The sequence below is a fragment of the Kitasatospora sp. NPDC059462 genome (assembly GCF_042749955.1).
GTDB lineage: Bacteria > Actinomycetota > Actinomycetes > Streptomycetales > Streptomycetaceae > Kitasatospora.
Genome location: NZ_JBHYUU010000027.1, coordinates 24,552 through 48,298, shown reverse-complemented (window position 1 = coordinate 48,298; position 23,747 = coordinate 24,552). Strand labels below are relative to the sequence as shown.

The window sequence follows — 23,747 nt, the reverse complement described above, 5'->3', positions numbered from 1 at the left end:
CCCATGCACGTCAAGACCGCCTCCGGTGACGAACAGATCCGCAAGAACGGGTGCGACATCCGCCAGCTCTACCCGTGGGAGGGCGTCGTCACCCCGCCCTGGAACAGCACCCTGTGCTCCATCAGGCCCCAGGAGTCCAGCACCCCGCACGGCCACGACACCGACGAGACGTTCATCTTCGTCAGCGGCCACGGGCGCGCGCGGGTGGGCACCGAGGAACGCGAGGTGGTGCCCGGCGACGTCATCTACATCCCCCACGGCACCAACCACATCGTCACCAACGACAGCGACGAGCAGGCACTGACCTTCGTCAGCATCTACTGGCTGCAGCCCGCCGGACCCGGGGAGGACGCGTGAGCGGCGACACCGCGCACGACACCCCGCACAGCGGCGCGCACGACACCCCGCACGGCGGCGCGGACGGCGCCGCGGGCGGCTCGGCGGGCGGGGGTGGGCGGCGCCGGCGTGTGGACGTCACGTTCTCCCCGCCCACCCCCAACGGGGACCTGCACCTGGGACACCTGGCCGGGCCGGTGCTGGGCAGCGACGTGTGCGCCCGCGCCCAGAAGATCCAGGGCCACGACGTGGCGTTCGGCACCAGCACCGACGACAACCAGACCTACGTCGTCACCACCGCCCGGCGCCTGGGCACCGAACCCGAGGCCCTGATCCGCCAGGCCTTCGACGCCGTCACCAAGACCCTCGCCCTCGCGGGCGTGGAGGTCGACCTGTTCGAGCGCCCCGACGCCGAGTACACCGCGTTCGTGAAGAACTTCTTCACCCACCTGTGGCGCCACGGCGCGTTCGACCGCCGCGAGGTGGACCTGCCCTACGACGAGGAGAGCGGCACCTACCTCGCCGAGGCGTTCGTCACCGGCCGCTGCCCCACCTGCCTGGCCCACGCCCGCGCCGGCGTCTGCGAGGCGTGCGGCCTGTACAACCTGCCCGGCGCGCTGCTCGCGGTGGGCGAGGACGCGCTGCCCACCCGGAAGGTGTCGATCTGGGTCCTGGACCTGGAACGCCACCGCTCGCTGCTCGCCCACTGGTACCGCTCCAGCGACATCCGCCTGCGCCCGGACCTGGAGAACGTGGTCACCCGCTCCCTGGCCGCGCCGCTGCCCTACATCCCCATCACCTACCCCGGCACCTGGGGCATCGCGGTCGACTGGGACGGACCCGACGCCGAGCCCCAGACCGTCAACGCCTGGCCGGAGATCTACGTCGGCCACCTCTACTGGCTGCGGCGCGCCCGCGACAACCGGCGCGAGGACGTCGAGGAACTGGTGCAGTTCATCGGCATCGACAACGGCTTCTACAACGCGTTCGTGTACGTGGCCCTGTCGCTGCTGGCCGCACGCCACGGCCTGCCGGTCGAACTGCCCCGCACCCGCACCCTCACCAACCAGTACTACCTGCTGGAGGGCCGCAAGTTCTCCACCAGCAAGGGCGACGTGCGCTGGGCCGGGGAGTTCCTGGAGGCCTACGGACGCGACCGCACCCGCTTCGTGCTGTCGCTGACCAGCCCCGAACTGCAGCAGTCCGAGTTCAGCGAGCCGGTGGCCACCGCCACCCTCGCCGCCCGTTTCGACACCCCGCTGGCGACCATCGCCACCACCCTCACCACCGCCCTGGCCGGGCACCGCGCCGACCACGAGCCCTCCGCCTGGTGGGCCACCGCCCTGCACGCCACCCGCCGGCGCTTCGAGCAGGCCTACCAGACGCAGACGTTCTCCGTGCGCAAGGCCGCCGAGGCCCTCGCCCTGCACCTGGAGGTCCTCGCCCTGCGCTGCGCAGACCTCGACACCGAGGACCCCGCCGAGACCAGCGGCGCCCTGCGGTTCCTGTGGACGCTGCGCACCCTGGCCTGGCCCGTGACCCCGGACCTCGCCGAACAGGTCGCCACCGCGTTCGGCGCGCCCTCCACCACCGGCGTCCCGCCCCTGCTCGCCGACCTCGACCGCCTCCCGCCGGCGCCCTTCGCCGGCCTCACGGCCCCCCTGCCCCCCACCCCCCAGAACACCTGACCCCACCCGGGGGGGGGCACACCCGAACCACCCCCGGAACACCCACCGGGGGGCACCCCCGGGACACCCAACCCCCCTCCGGGGGCACCCTCGGAACAACCGAATCCCCCCGGGGGCGCCCTCGGGACGCCCAACCCCCCGGGGGGGTGCCCTCGGAATGCCCGAACCGCCCCCCCCGGGGGGGTGGCCCGGCCCCCTGGGGGGTGGCGGGTGCCGGGGCCGGCAGGCCCGCCCCCCCCTTGTTTTCCCGTCCTTTCGCCCACCTGTCCCGTGCCGACCGGCACACCCCACGCCGCAAGGGAATCGACGCATCATGCAGCGCACCTTCATGCACTCCAAGATTCACCGCGCGACCGTCACCGACAGCAACCTCAACTACGTCGGGTCGATCACCATCTCCCCCGAACTCCTCGAAGCCGCCGGCATCGGCGTCTACGAACTCGTGCACGTCGTCAACGTCAACAACGGCGCCCGCTTCGAGACCTACACCATCCTCGACGACTCCCCCAACCCGCCCGCCGGGCACATCGTCGTCAACGGCGCCGCCGCCCGCCTCGTGCAGACCGGCGACAAGGTCATCATCATCAGCTACGCCCAGCTGACCGACGAGGAGCGCACCGACTTCAAGTCCCGGGTCGTGCACGTCAACGACGCCAACGAGATCACCGAGACGGCCCTGCTGAGCGCCTGAGCGCACACCCCCGCCCGCCCTGCCGGGAGCAGCAACCCCCCGGGCCCCCGGGGGCAGGACACCCCACCCCCCGTTTCCGCGTGTGCCGGGTGCCTGCCCCCGGGGCCGGGTCCTGCTGCGCACGCGACAAGTTGAGGATGCGTGAGTAGTGAAGACGAACAAGGTTCACCCCATCCTGGGCATCGGGTTCGGACCGGCGAACCTCTCCCTGGCCGTCGCGCTCGACGAACTCGGCCGCCCCGACGACGCCCACTTCCTCGAACGCTCACCGGGCTTCCAGTGGCAGGACGAGCAACTGCTGCCCGGCACCGACATCCAGAACAACCCGTTCCGCGACCTGGTCATGCAACGCAACCAGGACAGCCCCTACACGTTCATCAAGTACCTCGCCTCCCGCGGCGCCCTGACCGACTACCTCCACCTGAACGCCAAGTTCCCGCTGCGCCGCGAGTACGCCGGCTACCTCGCCTGGGTCGCCCGCTCCTTCGCCGAGCACGTCGACTACGGACAGAGCGTCCAGGCCCTGGGCCTGGTGGAGGACAGCGACGGCGGCGAGCTGTTCAGCGTGCGCACCCACGAGGGCGCCCGCTACCTCGCCCGCACCGTCGTCGTGGGAACCGGCCGCTCCCCGCGCATCCCCGCCCCCTTCCGCACCGCCACCGCCACCGGGGCGGGCGTCTTCCACTCCACCCGCTACCTGTCCTCCATCGAGGCCCTCGCCGCACGCGACATCCGCGTGGCGGTCGTCGGCGCCAGCCAGAGCGCCATCGAGATCGTCCTGGACCTGCTGGCCCGCCCCAACGTGCGCCAGGTCACCTCCATCCACCGCGGCATCGGCTTCCGCCTCAAGGACACCAGCCCCTACAGCCGCCAGGTGTTCCTGCCCGAGTTCGTCGACTACTTCCACCCCCTGCCCTCCGCCACCCGCCGGCGCCTGCGCGCGGAACTGCGCTCCATCAACTACGCCGCCTGCGACCAGGACGTCATCGACCGCCTCGTCGGCCTGCAACGCGAATACGAACTCACCGGCAGCGACCGGCTGCGCCTGGCCCCCTTCACCGAGGTCACCGCCCTGGAGGACGCACCCGGCGGCGGACACCGCCTGAACGTCCACGACGTCAACCACCTCACCCGCGACACCATCGACACCGACATCGTCGTCCTGGCCACCGGCTTCAAGGACTTCGGCACCGGCGCCCACGACGAGCGCTACCACCCCCTGCTCGAAGGCCTCGCCCACCGCCTGCCCCTGGACGACGACGGCATCCCCGTCGTGGAACGCGACTACTCCATCACCCTCAAGGCCTCCGCCTCCGCCCCGCGCCCGCTGAAGGTCTACCTCAACGGCCTGTGCGAGGCCAGCCACGGCATGGGCGACGCCGGCGCCCTCGCCATGCTCTCCGTACGCGCCTCCGACGTCACCGCCTCCCTGCTCCACCTCCACGACGACGACACCCCCCCGCGCCGCCCGGCCGAACGGGTCCTGCAGTGAGCACCACCCCCGGCGCGGACATCGCCGTCGTGGGCGCCGGCGTCATCGGCCTGGCCACCGCCGAACGCCTCGCCGCCCACGGCGCACGCGTCGTCCTCATCGACGACACCGGCGCCACCGGCGGCGCCACCAGCGCCTCCGGCGGCCTCGTACGCGCCTTCGACCCCACCACCACCCACGCCGCCTGGGCCGCCGAAGGCTGCGCCGCCTACCAACACCGCGGACCCCACGGCACCTGGCCGCACCTGCGCGCCCACGGCAGCCTCACCCTCCTGGACCGCGACACCCTCACCACCGCCCACCCCGCCCTCACCACCGCCCACGACGCCGGCCACAGCGCCCACGTACTCGACGCCCACCAGATCACCCACCACTTCCCCGCCCTGCGCACCCCCGACCACCTCCTCGCCGTCCACGAACCCCACGCCGGCTGGCTGCCCGCCCAGGACCTCACCCGCGCCCTGCTGCACGAAGCCACCACCCACCCCACCACCCGCCTGCTCACCACCCGCGCCACCGCCCTGCTCACCCGCCCCGGCGACACCCGCGTCCACGGCGTGCAGACCACCACCGGCCCCGTCCACGCCGACGCCGTCCTGCTCGCCGCCGGCGCCGCCAGCACCCCCCTGGCCGCCACCGCCGGCATCCACCTGCCCCTGACCACCCGCGCCGTCGGCTACTGCCTCTTCCACATCGAGGACACCACCCACCTCGCCCACCTGCCCACCCTCGTCGACACCACCACCGGAGCCTGGCTGCGCCGCTGGGACGACGACCACACCGTCCTCGCCGGCGTCACCAGCACCCGCACCGGCATCCCCCCCACCGTCCGCCACCACGTCACCCCCGCCGAAGAACACCGCATCCGCACCGTCGTCCGCGAACGCTTCCCCCCGCTCGCCCACGCCCGCGCCGTCGGCGGCGTCAGCGCCTACGACGCCCTCACCCCCGGCACACCCGGCACCGTCACCCGCTGGAACCAGGCCCCGGGCCTGGTCACCGCCGTCGGCTGGAACGGAGGCGGCTTCAAACTCGCCCCCGCCGTCGCCCGCCACGCCGCCACCGAACTCCTCACCGCGGCCAGCCGATGACCGACACCGACTCCTGGCGCCTCAACCCCACCGACGAAATGCTCCACCACAGCGCCCACACCCTCGGCTCCACCCGCATCGTCCAGGTCCTGTGGCACACCCCCCGGCCCCTGCCCGCCCACGCCCTCGACGACCTGTGGCACCACCTCAACCACGGACTGCTCAGCCGCCGCGCCCACCACCCCCGCCTGCCCGGCGCCCGCCGCGCCTGGAAACCCGCCACCAACACCGACCCCCCGCACCACCAGACACACCCCCTCACCCACACCACCGCCCCCGACTGGATCGACGACCAGATCCGCATCCCCCTGCCCGCCGGCTCCACCCGCCTGTGGCACCTCGCCAGCGCCCCCTACGACGGCGGCCACCTGATCTCCCTGACCGTGCCCCACTTCCTCAGCGACGGCCTCGGCATCCTGAACGCCCTCGCCACCACCACCCGAGCCCACCCACCCACCGGCCCCCGCCACAGCGACACCGCCGACGCCCTGCGCCAGATCACCCGCGCCGCCCGCCACACCGCCCGCTGGACCCTCCACCTCGCCACCGACCCCCACCTGCGCACCACCCTCACCACCGCCCTGCACCCCACCACCAACAACAGGACAGCAACCGGTGCGGCCAACAGTGCAGCCAACGGGACAACAGCCGATGCGGCGGGCACCGCCGCGGGTGGTACGGCCAACGGGACAGCGACCGGTGCGGCGAACGGGACTGACGGCACGGTAAGCGGGACCGCGAGCGGCACGACGGACGGGACCGCGAACGGTGCGGCGAACGGGACCGCGAACGGTGCGGCGAACGGGACCGCGAACGGTGCGGCGAACGGGGCTGACGGCACGACGGACGGGACCGCAAGCGGGACGGCGGGCGGGGCGGGGGGCGGGTCGCAGCCGCGGTTCTTCACCACCGCCGTCCTCGACATCGACGCCCACACCTGGGAGGAACAGGCCCGCGCCCACGGCGGCACCGTCAACAGCCTCTTCCTGGAGATCGCCGCCAACCTCCTGCGCGCCCGCCTGCCACACGCCGCCCACCACGGCCTCACCCTCGGCATCCCGATGAACCTGCGCCGCACCGACGGCGACGAACGCGCCAACGCCCTCGTCGTCCTCCCCCTGCCCCTGCCCGGCGGCCCCCCACACCACGACGACCTGCACCCCACCCGCCGCGCCACCAAACACCTCCTGCAGACCTCCGCCACCCACAGCACCACCCTCGTCCCCGAACCCCTGTGGCACCTACTGCCCGAACACCTGGCCACCCGCCTGAAAAACCCCGGCGCCCAGCAGACCGACGCCATCGCCTCCAACTTCGGCGACATCCCCGACGCCGTCGCCCGCTGCGCCGGCCCCACCGCCACCCGCGTGGCCCTGCGCACCATGAACATCCCCGGCCTGATCCCCGAACGAGCCCGCCTGCGCGCCTCCCTGTGCCTGGCCCGCCTGGGCCCACGCATGACCCTGACCGTCACCGCCATGCCCGACCACTTCGGCACCCGCGACCACCTGCACCACCTGGTCACCGAAGAACTGACGGCCTGGGGACTGACCGCACAACCGTGGTGGCCCGCCCCCCCGCCCACCACGAAGGAGAACTGATCCCCATGCCCACACCCGTGCCCACCAGACCCGCCAACCCCGAACGCTGGTTCCGCACCCGCCCCGACTCCTCCGTCCTCACCCGCCCACGCCTGCTCGCCCGCTCACTCATCCACGCCACCGACCTCGACGACCACATCACCTTCTACGAACACCTCCTCGCCGTGGACGCCGACCTGCGCATGCCCATCCCCGACTTCGGCGGCCTGGAACTGGCCGCCATCGGCAACCTCCTGCTGATCGCCAGCGAACGCCCCTTCACCCCCATGCAACGCCGCACCGCCTACTCCCTGATCGTCCCCTCCCTCACCACCCAACTCACCCTCCTGCACACCACCGCCACCACCGTCCTCGAAGCCCCCGAACCCATCCTCCCCGGAGCCCGCGCCCGCGTGCGCTACCCCGACGGCCAACTCGCCGAACTCGTCGAACACCGCCCCTACCCCGGCGAACAACCCCGCACCCGCACCACCACCAACGCCAACAGCGCCAACGACAACACCGCCGACAACAGCACCAACGGCACCATCGACGGCGGCAGCAGCGGCGGCACTGGCGTCAGCGGCGGCGGCGGTGCGGCGGCGCGGGACAGGGCACCACAGCTGCTCGTACGCCGCGCCGTCCCCGAAGAAGAGTTCACCACCACGCTACGGCTCTACGAACACCTGCTGCAGGCCCCCGCCCTCACCGGCCCCGCACCCACCGGCCCCCACCCCGCACGCTGCGCCGTCATCGGCAACCTCCTGCTCGTCGCCCGCACCACCCCCGACCCCGCACCCTGCCCCACCGCCCTCGTCCTGCCCCCCACCGCCACCACCACCACCGGCAACGGCAACGGCAACGGCAACGGCCACAGGAACAAGGACGGGAACGGGGACGAGGGCGGGGGCACGGTGCTGCTCGCCGGAGGCGTACGCGCCGAACTCTGGCAGACCCCCCACGGACAGCAGCACTGACCCCGCACCCCCGACACGCACACACGTACCGCGGCAACGCACGCACGCGAGCGACACCCCCGGACCACCCCCTACCGCCCCGCCCCCCCTTTCCCGCTGTTCGGACCTGTGGAGGATCGGACCCATGGCCTTCGTCATCGCCCAGCCCTGCGTGGACGTCAAGGACAAGGCGTGCATCGAGGAATGCCCCGTCGACTGCATCTACGAGGGCCCGCGCAAGATGTACATCCACCCCGGCGAATGCGTCGACTGCGGCGCCTGCGAACCCGTCTGCCCCGTCGAGGCCGTCTACTACGAGGACGCCGTACCGGCCCCCTGGACCCCCTACACCACCGCCGAACGCGAGTTCGCCGACACCCTCGGCTCCCCCGGCGGCGCCGCGGCCACCCAGGCCGCCACCACCGACCACCCCACGATCGCCGCCCTGCCGCCCACCACCACGGACAGCTGAGAGCACCGCGATGACCACGCCCGTCGTCCTCGTCACCGACGACCTCGCACCCGCCGCCCTGGACGCCCTGGGCCCCTGCGTGCAGGTACGCCGCATCCCCGCCGGCGACCGCGCCGCCCTGCTCGCCGCCGCCCCCGGCGCGCACGCGCTCCTCGCCGGCCCCGACACCGACGTCGACGCCACCGTGATCACCGCCGCCCGCGACCTGAAAATCCTCGCCCGCCACGGCACCGGCCCGAACCACCGCACCGACCTGCCCGCCGCCACCCGCGCCGGCATCACGGTCCTCGCCCCACCCGCCCCCCAGGCCCTGTCCGTCGCCGAACTCACCTGCGGCCTGATCATCGCCACCGCCCGCCACATCCCCCAGGCCCACACCACCCTCACCACCGGCACCTGGAACCGCACCGCACACACCGGCACCGAACTACTCGGCAAAACCCTCGGCGTAATAGGCCTGAGCACCGCCGGACACCTCGTCGCACAACGCATGTCCGCCTTCGGCATGCACATCCTCGCCCACGACCCCACACACCCGACACACGCAGCAGACACGCACGCGGTGGACACGACGGGCACGGGCGCGACGAACGCGACGGACACGGCAGACACGGGCACGACGGACGCGGCAGACACGGGCGCGACGGGCACGACGGGCGCAGGCGCGGGCACCGGCACCGGCACGGTGGACGCGACGGACACGGCAGACGCGGGCACGACGGACGCGGGCACCGGCACGGTGGACGCGACGGGCGCGACGGGGGCGGTGGGGGTTCGCATCGTGACGCTGGAGGAGCTGCTCGGCGCCTGCGACGTCATCACCCTCCACGAACCCGCCGGCCCCGCCACCCTCCCCGTCCTCGGTCACGACCACCTGCGCCGGGTCAAACCCACCGCCCTGATCATCAGCGCCGAACACGCCGGCGCCCTCGACCACCGCGCCCTGGCCCGGGCCCTGGACGAAGGACGCATCGCCGGCGCCGCCCTGGACATCCCGGCCGCACCCGGCCCGCACACCACCCCCGCGAGCGCCACCCTGGCCTCCCACCCCCGCGTCGTCGCCACCCCCGCCCTCGCCACCCGCACCACCGAGGCCCGCGAACGCGCCCACACCCAAGCCGCCCACGCCGTACGCCACGCCCTGCAATCCGCCCACGACCCCGGCCCGCACAGCATCAACCTGCCCGGCGCCGGCACCGACCCCCAGGTCACCGCGTTCGTCCCCCTCGCCCGCCACCTCGGCCGCATCCTCACCGCCCTGGGCGACGGCACACCCCCCCAAGGCCTGCGGATCACCACCCACGGCGACCTCACCCGCCACGACACCCGCCTGCTGCAGGCCGCCGCCCTCGCCGGCATCCTCGACGACCTCACCGACGAACGCGTCACCCCCGTCAACGCCCCCCTCATCGCCCACGACCACGACATCGACGTCCACCCCGCCACCGCCGCCCCCTGCCCACACCACCGCACCACCCTGAGCGTGCGCGCCCACCACACCGACGGCCGCACCACCACCGCACGCGCCACCGTCACCGGCCCCCGCGCCCGCCACCGCCTCACCGGCATCGACGACCACGACCTCGACCTCCCCCTGGACACCCACACCCACCTGCTCCTGCTGCGCTACAAAGACACCCCCGGCATGATCGGCGCCTTCGGCCGCGTCCTGGGCGACCTGAACCTCAACATCGCGCACATGCAGGTCTCACGCACCACCGAAGGCGGCGAAGCACTCGCCGCCATCACCCTCGACACCACCCCCACCCCCACCCCGGCCCCGGCCCCGGCCCACAGCGCCCCGACGGCCCCGGCCCCGGCCCCGGCCCGCAGCGCCCCGGCGGCCACGGCCCGCAGCGCCCCGGCGGCCGCGGCCCGCGGCGCCGCCGGCGCCCTGACGGCCCTGACGGCCGCCGGCCCCGGCGTGCACACGGCCAGGTCCGTCGACCTCACCGACCGCCACCACCCCACACCACCGCACACGGAGGATCCGTCATGACGGACGTCACGGGCTGCCCCGTCCACCACAGCTTCGACCCCCTGGGCGAGGCCTACATCGCCGACCCCTACCCGATCCTGACCGGGGTGCGCGAAGAGACCGCCGCCTTCTACGCCCCCTCCATCGACATGTGGGTCATCACCCGCTTCGACGACATCCAAAGCGCCCTGATGGACCCCAAGACGTTCTCCGCCGCCGTCGGACAACGCCCCGTCTTCCCCCTGTCCGACGAAGCGCAGAACATCATCAAGGCCGGCTTCCACGCCTACCCCGTCATGTCGGACTGCGACCCGCCCCGCCACACCCGCATACGCCGCCACAACCAGAAATCGTTCTCCGCCCGCCGCATCTCCGCCCTGGAACCCAAGGTATGGGCCAAGGCCGAAGAACTCCTCGACGCCGTCGAACCCGGCTCCGGCATCGTCGACCTCGTCTCCGCCCTCACCTACCCCCTGCCCGCCTACATGATCTTCACCTTCATCGGCTTCCCCGACGAGGACATGGACATGCTGAAGTCGTGGTGCGGCAACCGCATCGCCTTCAGCTGGGGCCGCCCCACCCCCGAAGAACAACGCGACATCGCCTCCAACATGGTCAACTACTGGCAGTACTGCGAAGAATTCGTCGCCAAACGCCTCGCCGAACCCGTCGACGACTTCACCAGCGACCTCATCCGCATCCACCAGGCCGACCCCGAAAGCCTGCCCGTCTCCGACATCACCAACGTCGCCTACGGACTCAGCTTCGCCGGCCACGAAACCACCACCAGCTTCACCGGCAACGCCATCCGCCGCCTGCTCGTCAACCGCCCCCAATGGGACGACCTGTGCGCCGACCGCACCCTCATCCCCCAAGCCGTCGAGGAAATCCTGCGCTACGACAGCAGCATCCCCGCCTGGCGGCGCATCACCACCCGACCCGTCACCGTCGGCACCACCGACATCCCCGCAGGCGCCAAGATCCTCCTCCTCCTCGGCGCCGCCAACCGCGACACCAACCACTTCGAAGACCCCGAAACCTTCAACGTCCACCGCGACGACTCCCGCAAACACCTCGCCTTCGGCCAAGGCATCCACTACTGCATCGGCGCCCCCCTCGCCCGCATGGAAGCACGCATCGCCCTCGACCTCCTCGCCCAACGCGCCCCCGACATCAGCCTCGTCGACAACCAGGACTTCGACTTCCCCGCCAACGTCTCCTTCCGCGGCCCCCGCAAACTCCTCGTCCACTGGCCCCACTAACCCCCACCCACCCCACCACCCGCCACCCACCCCGCCACCGGCCCCGCCACCGCCCACCCCGCCACACCAGACCACCGGCAACACCACCCACCCCCGGCAACACAAACCGGCCCCCACCCGGCAAGCCCCGACCACCACACCACGCAACCGGAAACCAAAACCGGGACCGACCGGACGACCGGGCCAGACACCGACCCGGAACCCGGGCAGGACCCGACCCGGACCAGACAGCCAGAAACCGGCAGCCGGCCCGGAGCCGGGCGGGGGCCGGACGGCCCGGGGCCGGGCGGGGGCCGGGTGGGGCGGGCAGGGGCCGGACGGCCCGGGGTCGGGCGGGGGCCGGAGCCGGGCGGGGGGCCGGGCAGCCGGGAGCCGGAGCCGGGCGGGGACCGGACAGCCGGGAACAGGAGCCGGGCGGGGCGGCCGGGTGGCCGGGTGGCCGGGGTCAGGCCGGCGGTCGGGACGGGCAGGGGCCGGGTGGCCGGGTCAGGCCGGCGGTCGGGACGGGCAGGGGCCGGGCAACCGGCGGGCGGGGTCGCCGAGTGACCGGGGGTCAGCGTTCGTCGACCACCAGCGTCTGCAGCACCCGCCCGCACTGCCCCGCCTCGTCCGCCAGCACCCCCTCCGCCAGACCCGACCCCTGCGCCGCGGCCGCCGTCGCCGAACGCAGACACAACCACGACCCCACCGGATCACGGTGCACCAGCAACGTCACATCCGTGTTGATGACGAACCGCCGATGGTGATCCAACTCGAAAGCCACCGCCCAACTGCTGTCCGCCAGCACCAGAGCCCGCGTCAACGGCGTGTCCGAACAACCCGCCAGCAACGGAATACGCTGACGCGCCCACACCACCCCCGGCCCCGGCACATCAAAACCCCCACCCCCCTCGAACCGCCACTCCATCGCCGCGAGATACCCCTCAGAATGAGCACCCGCCATCACCGCCGCCGGCTGCACCCCCGGCACCCGCCCCACCCCCAACCCCGGCGCCAGACACGGCGTGTCCACCGGACTCGCCACCACCCGCCACGCCCGCGCCAACGCCACCGTCCGCCCCCCACAGACGATCTCACCCTCCAGCAACTCCGCACGCCGCCCCGACCGCACCGTCCGCACCTCCACCCGCAGATCCGCAACCGGCACCGCACGCACCAACTCCACCGTCACACGCGCGATCCGCAACCCCTCCCTCGGCCGATAACGCTCCATCGCCCACCCCAACAACGCCGACGGCGGCCCCCCATGCTGCAACTTCGCACTCCACGGCCCCGCCGTCGCCGCACCACTCGCAAACACCCCCTCACCCACCTCCTCATAGAACGCCCCACCCACCGCCACCTCACCAACACCCACAACAACCAACTCCCTTCACACAACCGAAACTTCCCCACACAACGACCTCGACCACCGCACAGCGCCGAGACCCCCACCGATACCGCACCCCGACACACCCACGAAAGACCCCCACACACCTGATGCCACACCCAGGAAGGCGCGCAGACACCGCCTCGGCAACAGGTATGCAGCAACGCCACGCCCAAGGGGGGCTGCCGGCTACGGAAGAGGCCCAGCACACCACGTGGTGCCACACCCGGGAAGGCGTGCAGGTGCGGCCCCGGGAACGGGTGTGAGCAGTGCCGGGCCCGCGAGGAGTGCCGGGTACGGCTGCAACTGCCCGGCAGCGCCGCGCCCGAGAGCGTCGCCGGCTGCGGAAGGGACCCAGCACACCGCGTGGTACCACACCCGAGAGGGCGTGCAAGTGTGGCCCCGGGAACGGGTGTGAGCAGTGCCGGGCCCGCGAGGAGTTCCGGGTTGCCGGGTACGGCTGCGACTGCCCGGCAGCGCCGCGCCCAAGGGGGTCGCCGGCTGCGGAAGGGGTCCAGCGCACTTCGTGGTGCCGCACCCGGGAGGGTGTGCAGGTGCGGCCCCGGGAACGGGTGTGAGCAGTGCCAGACCCGCGAGGGTCGCCGGGTACGGCTGCAACTGCCCGGCAGCGCCGCGCCCGAGAGGGTTGCCGGCTGCGGAAGGGGTCCAGCGCACTTCGTGGTGCCACACCCGAGAAGGCGTGCAGGTGCGGCCTCGGGAACGGGGTGTGAGCAGTGCCGCCCCCGGGAGGGTCGCCGGGTTGCCGGGTACGGCTGCGACTGCCCGGGAGGGTGTGCGGGTGTGCAGGTGCGGCTCCGGGAACGGGTGTGAGCGGTTCCGGGCCCGCGAGGAGTGCAGGGTACGGCTGCGACTGCCCGGCGGTGCCGCACCCGAGAGGGTGTGCAGGTGTGGCCTCGGGAACGAGGTGTGAGGTGCCGCGCCCGGGAGGGTTGCCGGGTGCGGCTGCGGCTGCCCGGCGGCGCCGGGCCCGGGAGGGCCGCCAGGCCGCCGGCCGGCGGGTGGGTGGGTGGGTGGGTGGGTGTCATGACTTCGGGGCCGCCGCGGCCGGCGCGCTCGCGGATCCCCACTGCGCCCGGCCCCGCCCACGAAACCACCGCCGATAGGAATCCGGCGGCACCCCGACCGTACGGGTGAAATGCCGACGCAAAGTCGCGGCAGTCCCCATCCCGGTCTGCGCGGCAACCTGCTCGACACTGAGGTGCGTGGTCTCCAGCAACCGCTGCGCGAGCTGAACACGCTGCGTCAGCAACCACTGCAAAGGCGCCATCCCCGTACCCGCACGAAAACGCCGCACCAACGTCCGCCGGCTCACATTGGCCTGCTGCGCCATGACCTCGACCGTCACCTGCTGGTCCAGCCGCTGCGCCGCCCAGGCCAGCACCTCCGTCAGCAACGGATCCTCCGCACCGTCCCCACCCTGCAACGACGGCACCGGCGGGGACGGCACCTGCTCGTCCCCACCCTGCAACGGCGTCACCAGACGATACGCCAGCGCCTTCGCGACCGCCGGACCGTGATCGACCCGCACCAGATGCAGGAACAGATCCAGCGTCGCCGCACCACCCGCCGACGACAGAATGTCACCCTCGTCGACACACAACGCCTCCGCGTCCACCCGCACCCGCGGATACCGGGCCGCCAACAGATCGGCATGCGCCCAGTGCGTGGCCACCCGACGCCCGTCCAGCAACCCCGCGGCCGCCAGCACGAACGCCCCCGTGTCCGCACACACCATCCGCGCACCGGCCTCATGAGCCCCACGGATCGCATTCAACAGACCCGCCGACGGCATCCGCGTCACATCCGGCCACCCCAACACCACAACGGTGTGAGCCTTGGCGAGCTCCTCCAGAGAGCACAACCGCTCGATCCGGCACGCATCACAGCTGTCCACACTGTCGACCACATACGCCGCGAAGTCGTACCAAGGATCCGCCAGCGCCGCACGATCGACACCGAACACCTCACGCGCAGCCGCAAGATCCAGACCGGAGATTCCTGCAGCAAAAACCAGAGCTAGAGAAATCGGCATGACTCATACCGTCACCGCCGGAACGTTCCCGGTCAATAGAGTCGTGCCGAAGTATCCGGCAAATGCCGTGACACGACACGGAACCCGCGGACAGGAAGAGCCCGCACAGCATCAGCATAGCATCGGCGCAAGAGCGCATGAGCCACTTGTTTATCCCCACGGACCTGCCGAAGTCGTGGACGACCTGCCCCCACCCCACCCCACCCCACCACCCCACCCACCCACCCGCACCCGACCCCGCTGACCTGCACACACGCCCGGAACCCCCGCCTCCGGCACCGCACCCAAGACCCGCTCCCCGAAAGGGTGATGTCGCAAAGCTGCCAGTCTCCCTCCCCGGGACCTGCTGGACTGGTCGCGCACCGAAAGGCCCTTCACAGGACGGAATTCATGGCCTCAACGACGACCGCCACTTCGCTCGAAGGCGGAACCGGCCGGCCCGTTCGATCACCCGTGGTCGAGTGGCTGGCGGTATTGTCGGTAATGCTGGGGATCTTCTCGATCGTCACAACCGAAATTCTCCCGATCGGACTGCTCACCTCGATCGGCTCCAGCTTCACCATCTCCGACGGGATGGCGGGGCTGATGATGACCATGCCCGGATTCCTCGCAGCACTCTCCGCGCCCCTGGTCACCGCCGCCACCGCACGCATCGACCGCCGCCTCATGCTGTGCGTGTTCATGCTGCTGCTCGCACTGGCGAACTTCCTCGCCGCCGCAGCACCGGACTACTGGCTGGTCCTGGTCTCACGCGTCATGGTCGGCATCACCATCGGCGGCTTCTGGTCCATCGGAGCCGGACTCGCCGACCGCCTCGTCCCCCCCGAGAAAGTCGGACGAGCCCTGTCCGTCATCTTCTCCGCCGTCCCCCTGGGCTCCGTCCTCGGCGTCCCCGTCGGCACCTTCATCGGCGACATCGCCGGCTGGCGCACCGCCTTCGTCGTCATGGGCGTCCTCACCGTCGCCATCCTCGCCCTGCTCCTCGCCGTCATGCCACCCCTGCCCCCCACCGAAACCACCCGCCTGAGCGTCCTCGCAGGACTCTTCCGCAGCACCAACACCCGCTACGCCCTCGCCCTGACCTTCCTGATCGTGCTCGCCCACTTCGGGACCTACACCTACGTCACCCCGTTCCTCGAACAGGTCACCCACGCCGGCTCCCGCGCGATCACCGTGTTCCTCCTCATCTACGGCGTCGCCGGCATCGCCGGCAACTTCCTCGGCAGCGCCCTGGTCACCCGCCACCCACGCACCGGCTTCGGCACCGCCGCCGCACTCCTGGCCGCAGCAACCCTCCTCCTGCCCGTCCTCGGACACAGCGACACCGGCGCCATCACCCTGCTGATCGTCTGGGGCATCGCCTACGGAGCAGTCCCCGTCTCCTCCCAAACCTGGTTCGCCAAAGCCGCACCCACCGCACCCGAAGCCGCCTCGGTCCTGTTCACCGCCTCCTTCCAGGCAACCATCTCCCTCGGCGCCCTCGTCGGCGGCGCCATCGTCGACCGCACCTCCCCCTCCACCGTCATGACCCTCGGCGGAATCACCGCCACCCTCATGGTCCTCACCACCCTCCTCCACCTCACCCACCGCCAAACCTGGCCCGACACCACACACCCCTAACCACCACCAACACCCACAACACCCCGACACCCGACACCCGACACCCGGCACCCCGGCACCCCGGCACCCCGGCACCCCGGCACCCCGGCACCCCGGCACCCCGGCACCCGCACAACGTCCCAACACCACCGGGACAAACCACCGGGACACACCACGGACACGCCACGGGCCCGCGCACAGCACACACCACAACAGCCACACCACCGCACCACCCGGAAGCGGCACCCGCACCACAGCACCCACGTGACACGGCACCCGCCACCGGCCCCTTCGCACCACCGGGGCACCCTCGTGACGCGAGACACCCGCACCACCGGGGCACCACGCCACACGCACCACAACAGCCACGTGACACGGCACCCGCACCACCCCGCAGCACCCGTCACACGGGACCCCGCGCGATGCACCACCCGCACCACCCCGCGCAACACGGCACCCTCGTGACACAGCACCCGCACCACCGGGGCACCGCGGCACCCGCCGCCGGCCCCCTTTGCACCACCGGGGCACCGCGGCACACGCACCACAACAGCCACGTCCCGCGGCACACGCACCACCGCGCGCGACGCGGCAGCCGCGTGACACGGCACCCCGCACCACCCGTCACGCGGCACCCTCGTGACGCGGGGCACCCGCACCACCTGGGCACCGCGCCACACGCCACGGGCCTCGCACCATCGGGGCACCGCGACACACGCACCACCCGTCACGCGGAACATCGCACAACGCACCACCCGCACCACCCGCAGCACCCGCACCGCCCCGCGCAACACGGCTGCCGCGCAACGCACTCCCGTGCGGGCCGGCACCCGCACCACCGGTCACGCGGCGCGCGCACCACAGCACCCCCGTGACACGGCACGCACCACCCCCGCACCATCCGGGCGGCGCGGTGCCCCGCGCGAGGCACCACCCGCGCGAGCCGGCACCCCCGCACCACCCGCACCACCCGTGACGCGGGACCCGCGCCACCCCCGGCACGTGCCCGCCACGGCGACCCCCGCGGCGTGTACGTGCCGCGGCACGGCCACCACGCCACACCCCCCTGCCCCCCGCCCCACCCGAAAGCGCCCCTACACCCCCGCCCGCCCGCACGGGCACGGGACCACGGCGCCCGCCCGCGCGGCCCCCAGGGCCACGCCCCCCGGCACCATCACCTACCGAGAGGACACCACACATGTGCGGAATAGTCGGCTGGGTGGACTTCGAGCGTGACCTGACCCTCGAACACGCCACCGTCAACGCGATGACCGACACCATGGCCTGCCGCGGCCCGGACGCCGAAGGCGTCTGGATCGACCGCCACGCCGCGATCGGCCACCGCCGGCTGTCGGTCATCGACCTCGAAGGCGGCCGCCAGCCGATGGTCGCCGAGGAGGACGGCCGGGCCCTGGCCGTCCTCACCTTCAGCGGCGAGATCTACAACTACCGCGAACTGCGCTCCGAACTGACCGTCCTCGGCCACCGCTTCCGCACCAACAGCGACACCGAGGTCGTCCTGCGCGCCTACCTCCAGTGGGGCCACGACATGGTCCACCGCCTCAACGGCATGTTCGCGTTCGGCATCTGGGACATCCGCCGCGAGGAACTCGTCCTCTACCGCGACCGCATGGGCGTCAAACCCCTCTTCTACTTCCCCACCCCCCACGGCGTCCTGTTCGGCTCCGAACCCAAAGCCATCCTCGCCAACCCCGCCGTCCCCCGCCGCGTCAACGCCGACGGCCTGCGCGAGATCCTCGACATGGTCAAAACCCCCGAACACGCCCTCTTCACCGGCATGGCCGAAATCCGCCCCGGCCACCTCGTCCGCGTCGGACGCCAAGGCCTGACCAAACACCGCTACTGGGCCCTGGAAGCCCGCGAACACACCGACTCCCTCGACACCACCATCACCACCGTCCGCGAACTCCTCGAAGACATCATCTCCCGCCAACTCATCTCCGACGTCCCCCTGTGCAGCCTGCTCTCCGGCGGCCTCGACTCCTCCGCCGTCACCGCCCTCGCCGCCAAAGCCCTCAAAGCACAAGGCGCCGGCCCCGTCCGCTCCTTCTCCGTCGACTTCGTCGGCGCCGCCGAGAACTTCGTCCCCGACCCCCTGCGCGCCACCCCCGACGCCCCGTTCGTCCGCGACCTCGCCGAACTCGTCCACGCCGACCACAAAGAAATCCTCCTCGACAGCGACGACCTCAGCGACCCCGCCATCCGCGCCGCCGTCCTCGCCGCCACCGACCAACCCCCCGTCTGGTACGGCGACCTGTGGCCCTCCCTCTACCTCCTCTTCCGCGCCGTACGCGAACGCTCCACCGTCGCCCTCTCCGGCGAATCCGCCGACGAACTCTTCGGCGGCTACAGCTGGTTCCACGACCCCGAAGTCCTCACCGCCGAAACCTTCCCCTGGCTCACCACCACCCCCGCCCCCTTCTACGACGGCACCCCCCTCTTCGACCCCGCCCTCCTCAACCGCCTCGACATCCCCGCACGCCGACGCCAGGCCTACCACGAAGCCATCGCCGAAGTCCCCACCATCCCCGGCCAAACCGGCCTCGAAAAACGCATGCGCGAACTCGGCTACCTCAACCTCACCCGCTTCGTCAACACCCTCCTCGACCGCAAAGACCGCATGAGCATGGCCGTCGGCCTCGAAGTCCGCGTCCCCTTCTGCGACCACCGCCTCGTCGAATACGTCTTCAACACCCCCTGGGCCATGAAAAAATTCGACGGCCGCGAAAAAAGCCTCCTCCGCGCCGCCACCCGCGACCTCCTCCCCCAATCCATCATCGAACGCGTCAAAGCCCCCTACCCCAGCACCCAAGACTCCGGCTACGAAAAGAAACTCCGCGACCGCCTCACCGAAACCCTCACCAACCCCAACGCCCCCATCCACCCCCTCCTCGACCACAAAAAAACCAAACAACGCCTCAACAACCCCATCACCAACGAAAGCACCCAAATCACCCGCATCGACCTCGAAGTCCCCCTCGCCCTCAACAACTGGCTCCACACCTACAACATCACCATCACCGACTAACACCCACACACCCACACACACCTAAACACCCGACGGTCCTGCCCACCCACACAGGACCGTCGGGCCCCTTTCGTCCCCGAAAGGAACACGCCCATGCCCCCCACCCCGCAACCCCCGCCCGACGCAGTCGCCCTCGCCCACCACATGCATGCCGAGATCGCCACCCTGCACGAACTCGACCTCGCCGGCATCACCCCCGCCGCGGTCTACCGCACCACACCCATCCCATCCGCCAGCCCCGCCGCACCCGCGGAACACGCCGATGCGGCCCAGTGACCTCACCGTCGCCGACGCCGCCGCGGCCATCGCCGCCCGCCGGCTGTCACCCGTCGAGCTGACCGAATCGGTCCTGGAACGCCTCGAAGCCACCCAACCCCGCCTCAACGCGTACGTCACCGTCACCGCCGACGCCGCCCGCGCCGCAGCCGCACGCGCCGAACGCGAGCTGCTCGCCGGCCGGCACCGCGGCCCCCTGCACGGCATCCCCTACGCCCTCAAGGACAACATCGACACCGCGGGCATCCGCACCACCGCCAGCTCCCGCCAATGGGCCGACCGCGTGCCCACCCGCGATGCCACCCTCGCCGCCCGCCTCACCGCCGCAGGTGCCGTCCTCGTCGGCAAGACCCACACCCACGAGTTCGCCTACGGCCTCACCACCCCCCAGACCGGCAACCCCTGGCACCCCGACCGCGTCGCCGGCGGATCCAGCGGCGGATCCGCCGTCGCCGTCGCCACCGGATCCGCGCTCTTCGCCCTCGGCACCGACACCGCCGGCTCCGTCCGGGTACCCGCCGCGCTCAACGGCGTCGTCGGCCTCAAACCCACCTACGGCCTTCTCTCCTGCCACGGCATCGCTCCCCTGGCGTGGTCCCTCGACCACCCGGGCCCCATCACCCGCACCGCCCACGACGCCGCCCTCGTCCTCGACGCCCTCACCGGCCAGGACCCCCACGACCCGGCCACCCACACTCCACCACCACCCGCCGACATCACCCGCCCCCACGACCTCCGCGGCCTGCGCGTGGGCATCCCCCGCACGTACTTCTTCGACCGCATCACCCCGGACGTCGACAAGGCCGTCCGCACCACCATCGACCACCTCACCGCCCTCGGCGCCCGCACCGTCGAGATCGACACCCCCCTCGCCGACCACCTCCTGCCCACGCTGTGGGGTCTCATGGCCCCCGAAGCCGCCGCCGCCCACGAGCACCACCTTCGCCACACCCCCGACCTCTACGGCGACGACGTCCGCACCCTCCTCGAAGCCGGGCGCCTCCTCCCCGCCGTCGACCACCTGGTCGCCCAGCGAGCCCGCACCCTCATCAACCGCACCTGGCGCCACCTCTTCAGCCACGTCGACGTCCTCGCCACCCCCACCGTCCCCCTCACCGCCACCCCCCGCACCCAATCCGACGTCCACTGGCCGGACTCCACCACCGAGACCGTCACCAACGCCTACCTCCGCCTCACCGCCCCCGCCAACCTCACCGGCCAGCCCGCCCTCACCCTCCCCATCGCCCTCGACCCCACCGGCCTGCCCATCGGCCTCCAGCTCATCGCCCCCCACCACCACGAACCCACCCTCTTCCACCTCGCCACCACCCTCCAGCAAGCCGTCCCCACCCTCCGCCCCCCGCAGCCACTCGCGTAGCGCTCCACGCACCGGGGCAACACCGGGGCAACACCGCGCCACCCTCGCCGCCCCGCTGGGCCGCCGATGCCTGCATCCCTGCGACGCAACCCGGCCATGACGACCCACCACCGCGGGCCGCTGACGGCGCACCGGTGCGCCTCGGTGGCACAGGCGCCGGTGATCTCCAGCGGCCGAAGCCGCCGCTTCAGGCCACGGCAACCAGGTCCGCGCGGCCGAACAACAGGGCGTAGCCGCGGGGCAGGTGGGCGAGGAGGCGGTCGGTGAGGTGGTCGTCGGCGAGGGTGGCGAGGGCGGAGAGGACGGAGGAGGCGTCCCAGCGGGCGGCGGTGAGGCTGGTGCCCAGGGATTGGGCGAGGCCCTCGACGAAGGCGGGGGCGGTCACCGGTGCCGGGAGGGGGATCTGGGCGGCGAGGACGGCGCGGGCGCGTTCGGGCAGGGCTGCGGCGAGGTCGCAGCGTTCGTCGCCGGTGAGCTGGGAGCCGAGGAGCGCCAGGACGGCGGTGAGGACGCGTTCGGCTTCCTCGTCGGCGGGGTAGCGGCCCAGGTTGCGGACCTGCCGGAGGAGGTGGCGGTAGCGGGTCATGGCCGTGGGGCCTTCCGGGGGCCGGCCGCCGGAAGGCCGGCGGCGTGGGGTGGTCAGGGTCGTGTCCCTGCGGTCGGGCGGCCGAACAGCAGGTCGTAGCCGGGCGGCAGCTGGAGCAGGACGCGCCCGGTGAGGTCGTCCCCGGCGGCGTCGGCCACCGTGGACAGGACGGCGCCGATGTCCCACAGCGCCGTGGCTTCGGTGGCGCCCTCGATCCAGGCCGCGGTGGCGCGCACGAAGCGCTCCGGGCCGAGCGGCTCGGCGGCCTGCAAGGGGTTGAGCAGGATCAGGGCCATGGTCTCCGGCAGACGGGCGGCCAGTTCCGCGCGCACCTTGCCGGCCAGATGGGCGCCGAGCAGGGCCAGGACGACCCGGGCGGCGCGCTCCGCCTCCTGCGGGGTGTCGTACTCGCCGCGCTCCCGGACCTCGTCCAGGAACGCCTCCCATCGAAGAGTCACCGCACTTCTCCCTCCGTTCCCAGGACCGGTGCGAGGGGTGCCCGCGGGCTGGGGTGTTCCGGCCGCCCCGCTGATCGAGGGGGGAGCGATCGGGGGCGGCCGGAACGGCAGCGGGGCCGGTCAGGCCTGGATCTGCTTGCGGTCGCCGCTGTGGCTGATCGCGACCTTGCGGGGCTTGGCCTTCTCGGCGACCGGGATCTTCAGGGTCAGCACGCCGGCGTCGTAGTCGGCGGTGATCCCGGCGGGGTCGAGGGTGTCGGAGAGCATGACCTGGCGGGAGAACACGCCGAGCGGGCGCTCGGACAGCTCCCACTTCACGCCCTCGCCTTCCTGGCGCGGGCGACGCTCGGCCTTGACGGTCACCATGTTCCGCTCGACATCGATGTCGATCGCCTCCGGGTCCACCCCGGGCAGGTCGAAGCAGATCACGTACTCGTCGCCGGCCCGGTAGGCGTCCAGCGGCATCGGAGCCGGACGCGACCAGGTCCCCGTGCTGCCCAGGAACTGCTGGGTCAGGCGGTCCAGCTCGCGGAACGGGTCAGTGCGCAGCAGCATCGCGAAACACCTCCACTGATCGAATGGGTGCCAGTGCGCTTCACCTGACACCTTTCTAGCGCGTCATCCATCCGATGACAAGTCCTGGAGTCGCCGATAGAGTGACGTCATGAGTGAGAAGCCCCGCAACGGCGCCCCCGACGCTCCCCGGCCGGCCGGACCCGCCTCGTTCCTGGCGGCCGCGGCGGCGCTGGCCGCCATCGACGACGCCGTCCGCAGCGCCGAGAACCCCGCGTCGCAGCCCCCGGTCGCCCCGGGCGGGCAGGAGGGCCCCGAGCGGGCCCTGGCCGCCGTGATGCTGCTGCGCGAGCTGCGCGCCCAGCTCGCCGGCTGGGAAGCCGGTCTGGTGGAGAGCGCCCGTGAGGCCGGCGCCACCTGGGCCGACCTCGCCCGGCCCATGGGCGTCGCCAGCCGCCAGGCCGCCGAGAACCGCTACCTGCGCCTCAAGCCCGCCGGCGGCACGACGCAGCCGGGCACCGGCGCGGAACGCGTGAAAGCCGTCCGCGACCGGCGCGCCGCCGACCGGACGGTCACCGCCTGGGCCCGCGACAACGCCGCCGAGCTACGCATCCTCGCCGCCCGGATCAGCACGACCGCACTCGACCCCGTCGCCCACCCCGCCCAGGCCGCGCTGACCGCCGCCCTCGGCGCCACCGACCCCGCCGACCTCATAGAGCCCCTCGCCGCCATCCGCCCCCACCTCGACACCGGCCAGAGCGACCTGGCCACGCGCCTCGACGCCCTCACCGACCGCACCACCCGGCTCCGCGACGACAGCGACCGCCGCCGCGCCTGACCCCGTCACCCCCACCGGAAGCCGCCGGCAGGACCCCTGGACCGGGCCATCACCACGACACCACCACGACGGCCCTCCGACC

The 23,747-nt window shown here is 72.3% G+C and carries 20 protein-coding genes; 15 read left to right on the top strand and 5 right to left on the bottom strand.

Annotated features, from left to right (window positions below; genetic code table 11):
* Positions 1 to 3 precede the first annotated feature (3 nt).
* The 10 genes from ACFXAM_RS10595 to ACFXAM_RS10550 all read left to right on the top strand — a co-directional run bounded on the left by ACFXAM_RS10595 (position 4) and on the right by ACFXAM_RS10550 (position 11,546).
* Positions 4 to 357 carry a cupin domain-containing protein gene (locus tag ACFXAM_RS10595; protein WP_380289535.1) on the top strand — a complete coding sequence of 118 codons (354 nt, stop codon included), beginning with the start codon at positions 4 to 6 and terminating at the stop codon, positions 355 to 357.
* On the top strand, positions 354 to 2,024 hold the full coding sequence (locus ACFXAM_RS10590; protein WP_380289533.1) for a class I tRNA ligase family protein: 1,671 nt from the start codon (positions 354 to 356) through the stop codon (positions 2,022 to 2,024). Before ACFXAM_RS10595 ends, ACFXAM_RS10590 begins: the two co-directional genes overlap by 4 nt.
* 313 nt (positions 2,025 to 2,337) lie before the next feature.
* A complete protein-coding gene (panD, locus tag ACFXAM_RS10585; RefSeq protein WP_380289531.1) occupies positions 2,338 to 2,715 on the top strand; it encodes an aspartate 1-decarboxylase in 378 nt (125 codons plus the stop codon).
* Positions 2,716 to 2,863: 148 nt separating this feature from the next.
* On the top strand, positions 2,864 to 4,207 hold the full coding sequence (locus tag ACFXAM_RS10580; RefSeq protein ID WP_380289529.1) for a SidA/IucD/PvdA family monooxygenase: 1,344 nt from the start codon (positions 2,864 to 2,866) through the stop codon (positions 4,205 to 4,207).
* Complete coding sequence (locus ACFXAM_RS10575; RefSeq protein ID WP_380289526.1) at positions 4,204 to 5,298, top strand: NAD(P)/FAD-dependent oxidoreductase; 1,095 nt, start codon at positions 4,204 to 4,206, stop codon at positions 5,296 to 5,298. Before ACFXAM_RS10580 ends, ACFXAM_RS10575 begins: the two co-directional genes overlap by 4 nt.
* A complete protein-coding gene (locus tag ACFXAM_RS10570; protein WP_380289524.1) occupies positions 5,295 to 6,899 on the top strand; it encodes a hypothetical protein in 1,605 nt (534 codons plus the stop codon). Before ACFXAM_RS10575 ends, ACFXAM_RS10570 begins: the two co-directional genes overlap by 4 nt.
* A gap of 5 nt (positions 6,900 to 6,904) precedes the next feature.
* Complete coding sequence (locus tag ACFXAM_RS10565) at positions 6,905 to 7,855, top strand: lactoylglutathione lyase (protein WP_380289522.1); 951 nt, start codon at positions 6,905 to 6,907, stop codon at positions 7,853 to 7,855.
* Positions 7,856 to 7,979: 124 nt separating this feature from the next.
* Positions 7,980 to 8,306 carry a ferredoxin gene (gene fdxA / locus ACFXAM_RS10560; protein WP_380289520.1) on the top strand — a complete coding sequence of 109 codons (327 nt, stop codon included), beginning with the start codon at positions 7,980 to 7,982 and terminating at the stop codon, positions 8,304 to 8,306.
* 10 nt (positions 8,307 to 8,316) lie between these two features.
* On the top strand, positions 8,317 to 10,305 hold the full coding sequence (locus ACFXAM_RS10555; protein ID WP_380289518.1) for an NAD(P)-dependent oxidoreductase: 1,989 nt from the start codon (positions 8,317 to 8,319) through the stop codon (positions 10,303 to 10,305).
* Positions 10,302 to 11,546, top strand: coding sequence for a cytochrome P450 (locus ACFXAM_RS10550; protein WP_380289516.1), 1,245 nt, complete (start codon positions 10,302 to 10,304; stop codon positions 11,544 to 11,546). Before ACFXAM_RS10555 ends, ACFXAM_RS10550 begins: the two co-directional genes overlap by 4 nt.
* A 553-nt stretch (positions 11,547 to 12,099) precedes the next feature.
* Here ACFXAM_RS10550 and ACFXAM_RS10545 read toward each other — a convergent pair.
* Together ACFXAM_RS10545 and ACFXAM_RS10540 are read right to left on the bottom strand one after the other, a co-directional pair.
* On the bottom strand, positions 12,100 to 12,846 hold the full coding sequence (locus ACFXAM_RS10545; protein WP_380289565.1) for a thioesterase family protein: 747 nt from the start codon (positions 12,844 to 12,846) through the stop codon (positions 12,100 to 12,102).
* Between the two features lie 1,111 nt (positions 12,847 to 13,957).
* Entirely contained in the window at positions 13,958 to 14,968 is a 1,011-nt protein-coding gene (locus tag ACFXAM_RS10540) for a GlxA family transcriptional regulator (protein ID WP_380289514.1), read from the bottom strand.
* A gap of 483 nt (positions 14,969 to 15,451) precedes the next feature.
* Between ACFXAM_RS10540 and ACFXAM_RS10535 the strand changes: the two genes are divergently transcribed.
* The 4 genes from ACFXAM_RS10535 (at position 15,452) to ACFXAM_RS10520 (ending at position 21,270) form a co-directional block, all read left to right on the top strand.
* The gene (locus ACFXAM_RS10535) at positions 15,452 to 16,588 is read left to right on the top strand and encodes an MFS transporter (protein WP_380289512.1); all 1,137 of its coding nucleotides are present in this window, start codon (positions 15,452 to 15,454) and stop codon (positions 16,586 to 16,588) included.
* Between the two features lie 1,177 nt (positions 16,589 to 17,765).
* A complete protein-coding gene (gene asnB, locus ACFXAM_RS10530) occupies positions 17,766 to 19,616 on the top strand; it encodes an asparagine synthase (glutamine-hydrolyzing) (RefSeq protein ID WP_380289510.1) in 1,851 nt (616 codons plus the stop codon).
* A 93-nt stretch (positions 19,617 to 19,709) separates the two neighbouring features.
* Positions 19,710 to 19,892 (top strand): hypothetical protein, encoded by a 183-nt coding sequence (locus tag ACFXAM_RS10525; protein ID WP_380289508.1) that lies wholly within the window; start codon positions 19,710 to 19,712, stop codon positions 19,890 to 19,892.
* Positions 19,879 to 21,270 (top strand): amidase, encoded by a 1,392-nt coding sequence (locus tag ACFXAM_RS10520; RefSeq protein WP_380289507.1) that lies wholly within the window; start codon positions 19,879 to 19,881, stop codon positions 21,268 to 21,270. Before ACFXAM_RS10525 ends, ACFXAM_RS10520 begins: the two co-directional genes overlap by 14 nt.
* A 187-nt stretch (positions 21,271 to 21,457) precedes the next feature.
* On the opposite strand, the gene ACFXAM_RS10515 is transcribed toward ACFXAM_RS10520, so the two are convergent.
* The 3 genes from ACFXAM_RS10515 to ACFXAM_RS10505 all read right to left on the bottom strand — a co-directional run bounded on the left by ACFXAM_RS10515 (position 21,458) and on the right by ACFXAM_RS10505 (position 22,869).
* The gene (locus ACFXAM_RS10515) at positions 21,458 to 21,856 is read right to left on the bottom strand and encodes a DUF2267 domain-containing protein (RefSeq protein ID WP_380289505.1); all 399 of its coding nucleotides are present in this window, start codon (positions 21,854 to 21,856) and stop codon (positions 21,458 to 21,460) included.
* A 53-nt stretch (positions 21,857 to 21,909) separates the two neighbouring features.
* Entirely contained in the window at positions 21,910 to 22,314 is a 405-nt protein-coding gene (locus ACFXAM_RS10510; RefSeq protein WP_380289503.1) for a DUF2267 domain-containing protein, read from the bottom strand.
* 120 nt (positions 22,315 to 22,434) lie between these two features.
* Positions 22,435 to 22,869 carry an Hsp20/alpha crystallin family protein gene (locus tag ACFXAM_RS10505; protein ID WP_380289501.1) on the bottom strand — a complete coding sequence of 145 codons (435 nt, stop codon included), beginning with the start codon at positions 22,867 to 22,869 and terminating at the stop codon, positions 22,435 to 22,437.
* A 109-nt stretch (positions 22,870 to 22,978) separates the two neighbouring features.
* Here ACFXAM_RS10505 and ACFXAM_RS10500 point away from each other — a divergent pair, with 109 nt between their 5' ends.
* Entirely contained in the window at positions 22,979 to 23,665 is a 687-nt protein-coding gene (locus ACFXAM_RS10500; protein ID WP_380289499.1) for a hypothetical protein, read from the top strand.
* The last annotated feature ends 82 nt before the right edge of the window (positions 23,666 to 23,747 follow it).

Coding starts and splice junctions, on each gene's coding strand:
- ACFXAM_RS10595 (WP_380289535.1), top strand. CDS start 4: ATGCACGTCAAGACCGCCTCCGGTGACGAACAGATCCGCAAGAACGGG.
- panD (WP_380289531.1), top strand. CDS start 2,338: ATGCAGCGCACCTTCATGCACTCCAAGATTCACCGCGCGACCGTCACC.
- ACFXAM_RS10570 (WP_380289524.1), top strand. CDS start 5,295: ATGACCGACACCGACTCCTGGCGCCTCAACCCCACCGACGAAATGCTC.
- ACFXAM_RS10565 (WP_380289522.1), top strand. CDS start 6,905: ATGCCCACACCCGTGCCCACCAGACCCGCCAACCCCGAACGCTGGTTC.
- fdxA (WP_380289520.1), top strand. CDS start 7,980: ATGGCCTTCGTCATCGCCCAGCCCTGCGTGGACGTCAAGGACAAGGCG.
- ACFXAM_RS10555 (WP_380289518.1), top strand. CDS start 8,317: ATGACCACGCCCGTCGTCCTCGTCACCGACGACCTCGCACCCGCCGCC.
- ACFXAM_RS10550 (WP_380289516.1), top strand. CDS start 10,302: ATGACGGACGTCACGGGCTGCCCCGTCCACCACAGCTTCGACCCCCTG.
- ACFXAM_RS10540 (WP_380289514.1), bottom strand. CDS start 14,968: ATGCCGATTTCTCTAGCTCTGGTTTTTGCTGCAGGAATCTCCGGTCTG.
- ACFXAM_RS10535 (WP_380289512.1), top strand. CDS start 15,452: ATGCTGGGGATCTTCTCGATCGTCACAACCGAAATTCTCCCGATCGGA.
- asnB (WP_380289510.1), top strand. CDS start 17,766: ATGTGCGGAATAGTCGGCTGGGTGGACTTCGAGCGTGACCTGACCCTC.
- ACFXAM_RS10525 (WP_380289508.1), top strand. CDS start 19,710: ATGCCCCCCACCCCGCAACCCCCGCCCGACGCAGTCGCCCTCGCCCAC.
- ACFXAM_RS10520 (WP_380289507.1), top strand. CDS start 19,879: ATGCGGCCCAGTGACCTCACCGTCGCCGACGCCGCCGCGGCCATCGCC.
- ACFXAM_RS10515 (WP_380289505.1), bottom strand. CDS start 21,856: ATGACCCGCTACCGCCACCTCCTCCGGCAGGTCCGCAACCTGGGCCGC.
- ACFXAM_RS10505 (WP_380289501.1), bottom strand. CDS start 22,869: ATGCTGCTGCGCACTGACCCGTTCCGCGAGCTGGACCGCCTGACCCAG.
- ACFXAM_RS10500 (WP_380289499.1), top strand. CDS start 22,979: ATGAGTGAGAAGCCCCGCAACGGCGCCCCCGACGCTCCCCGGCCGGCC.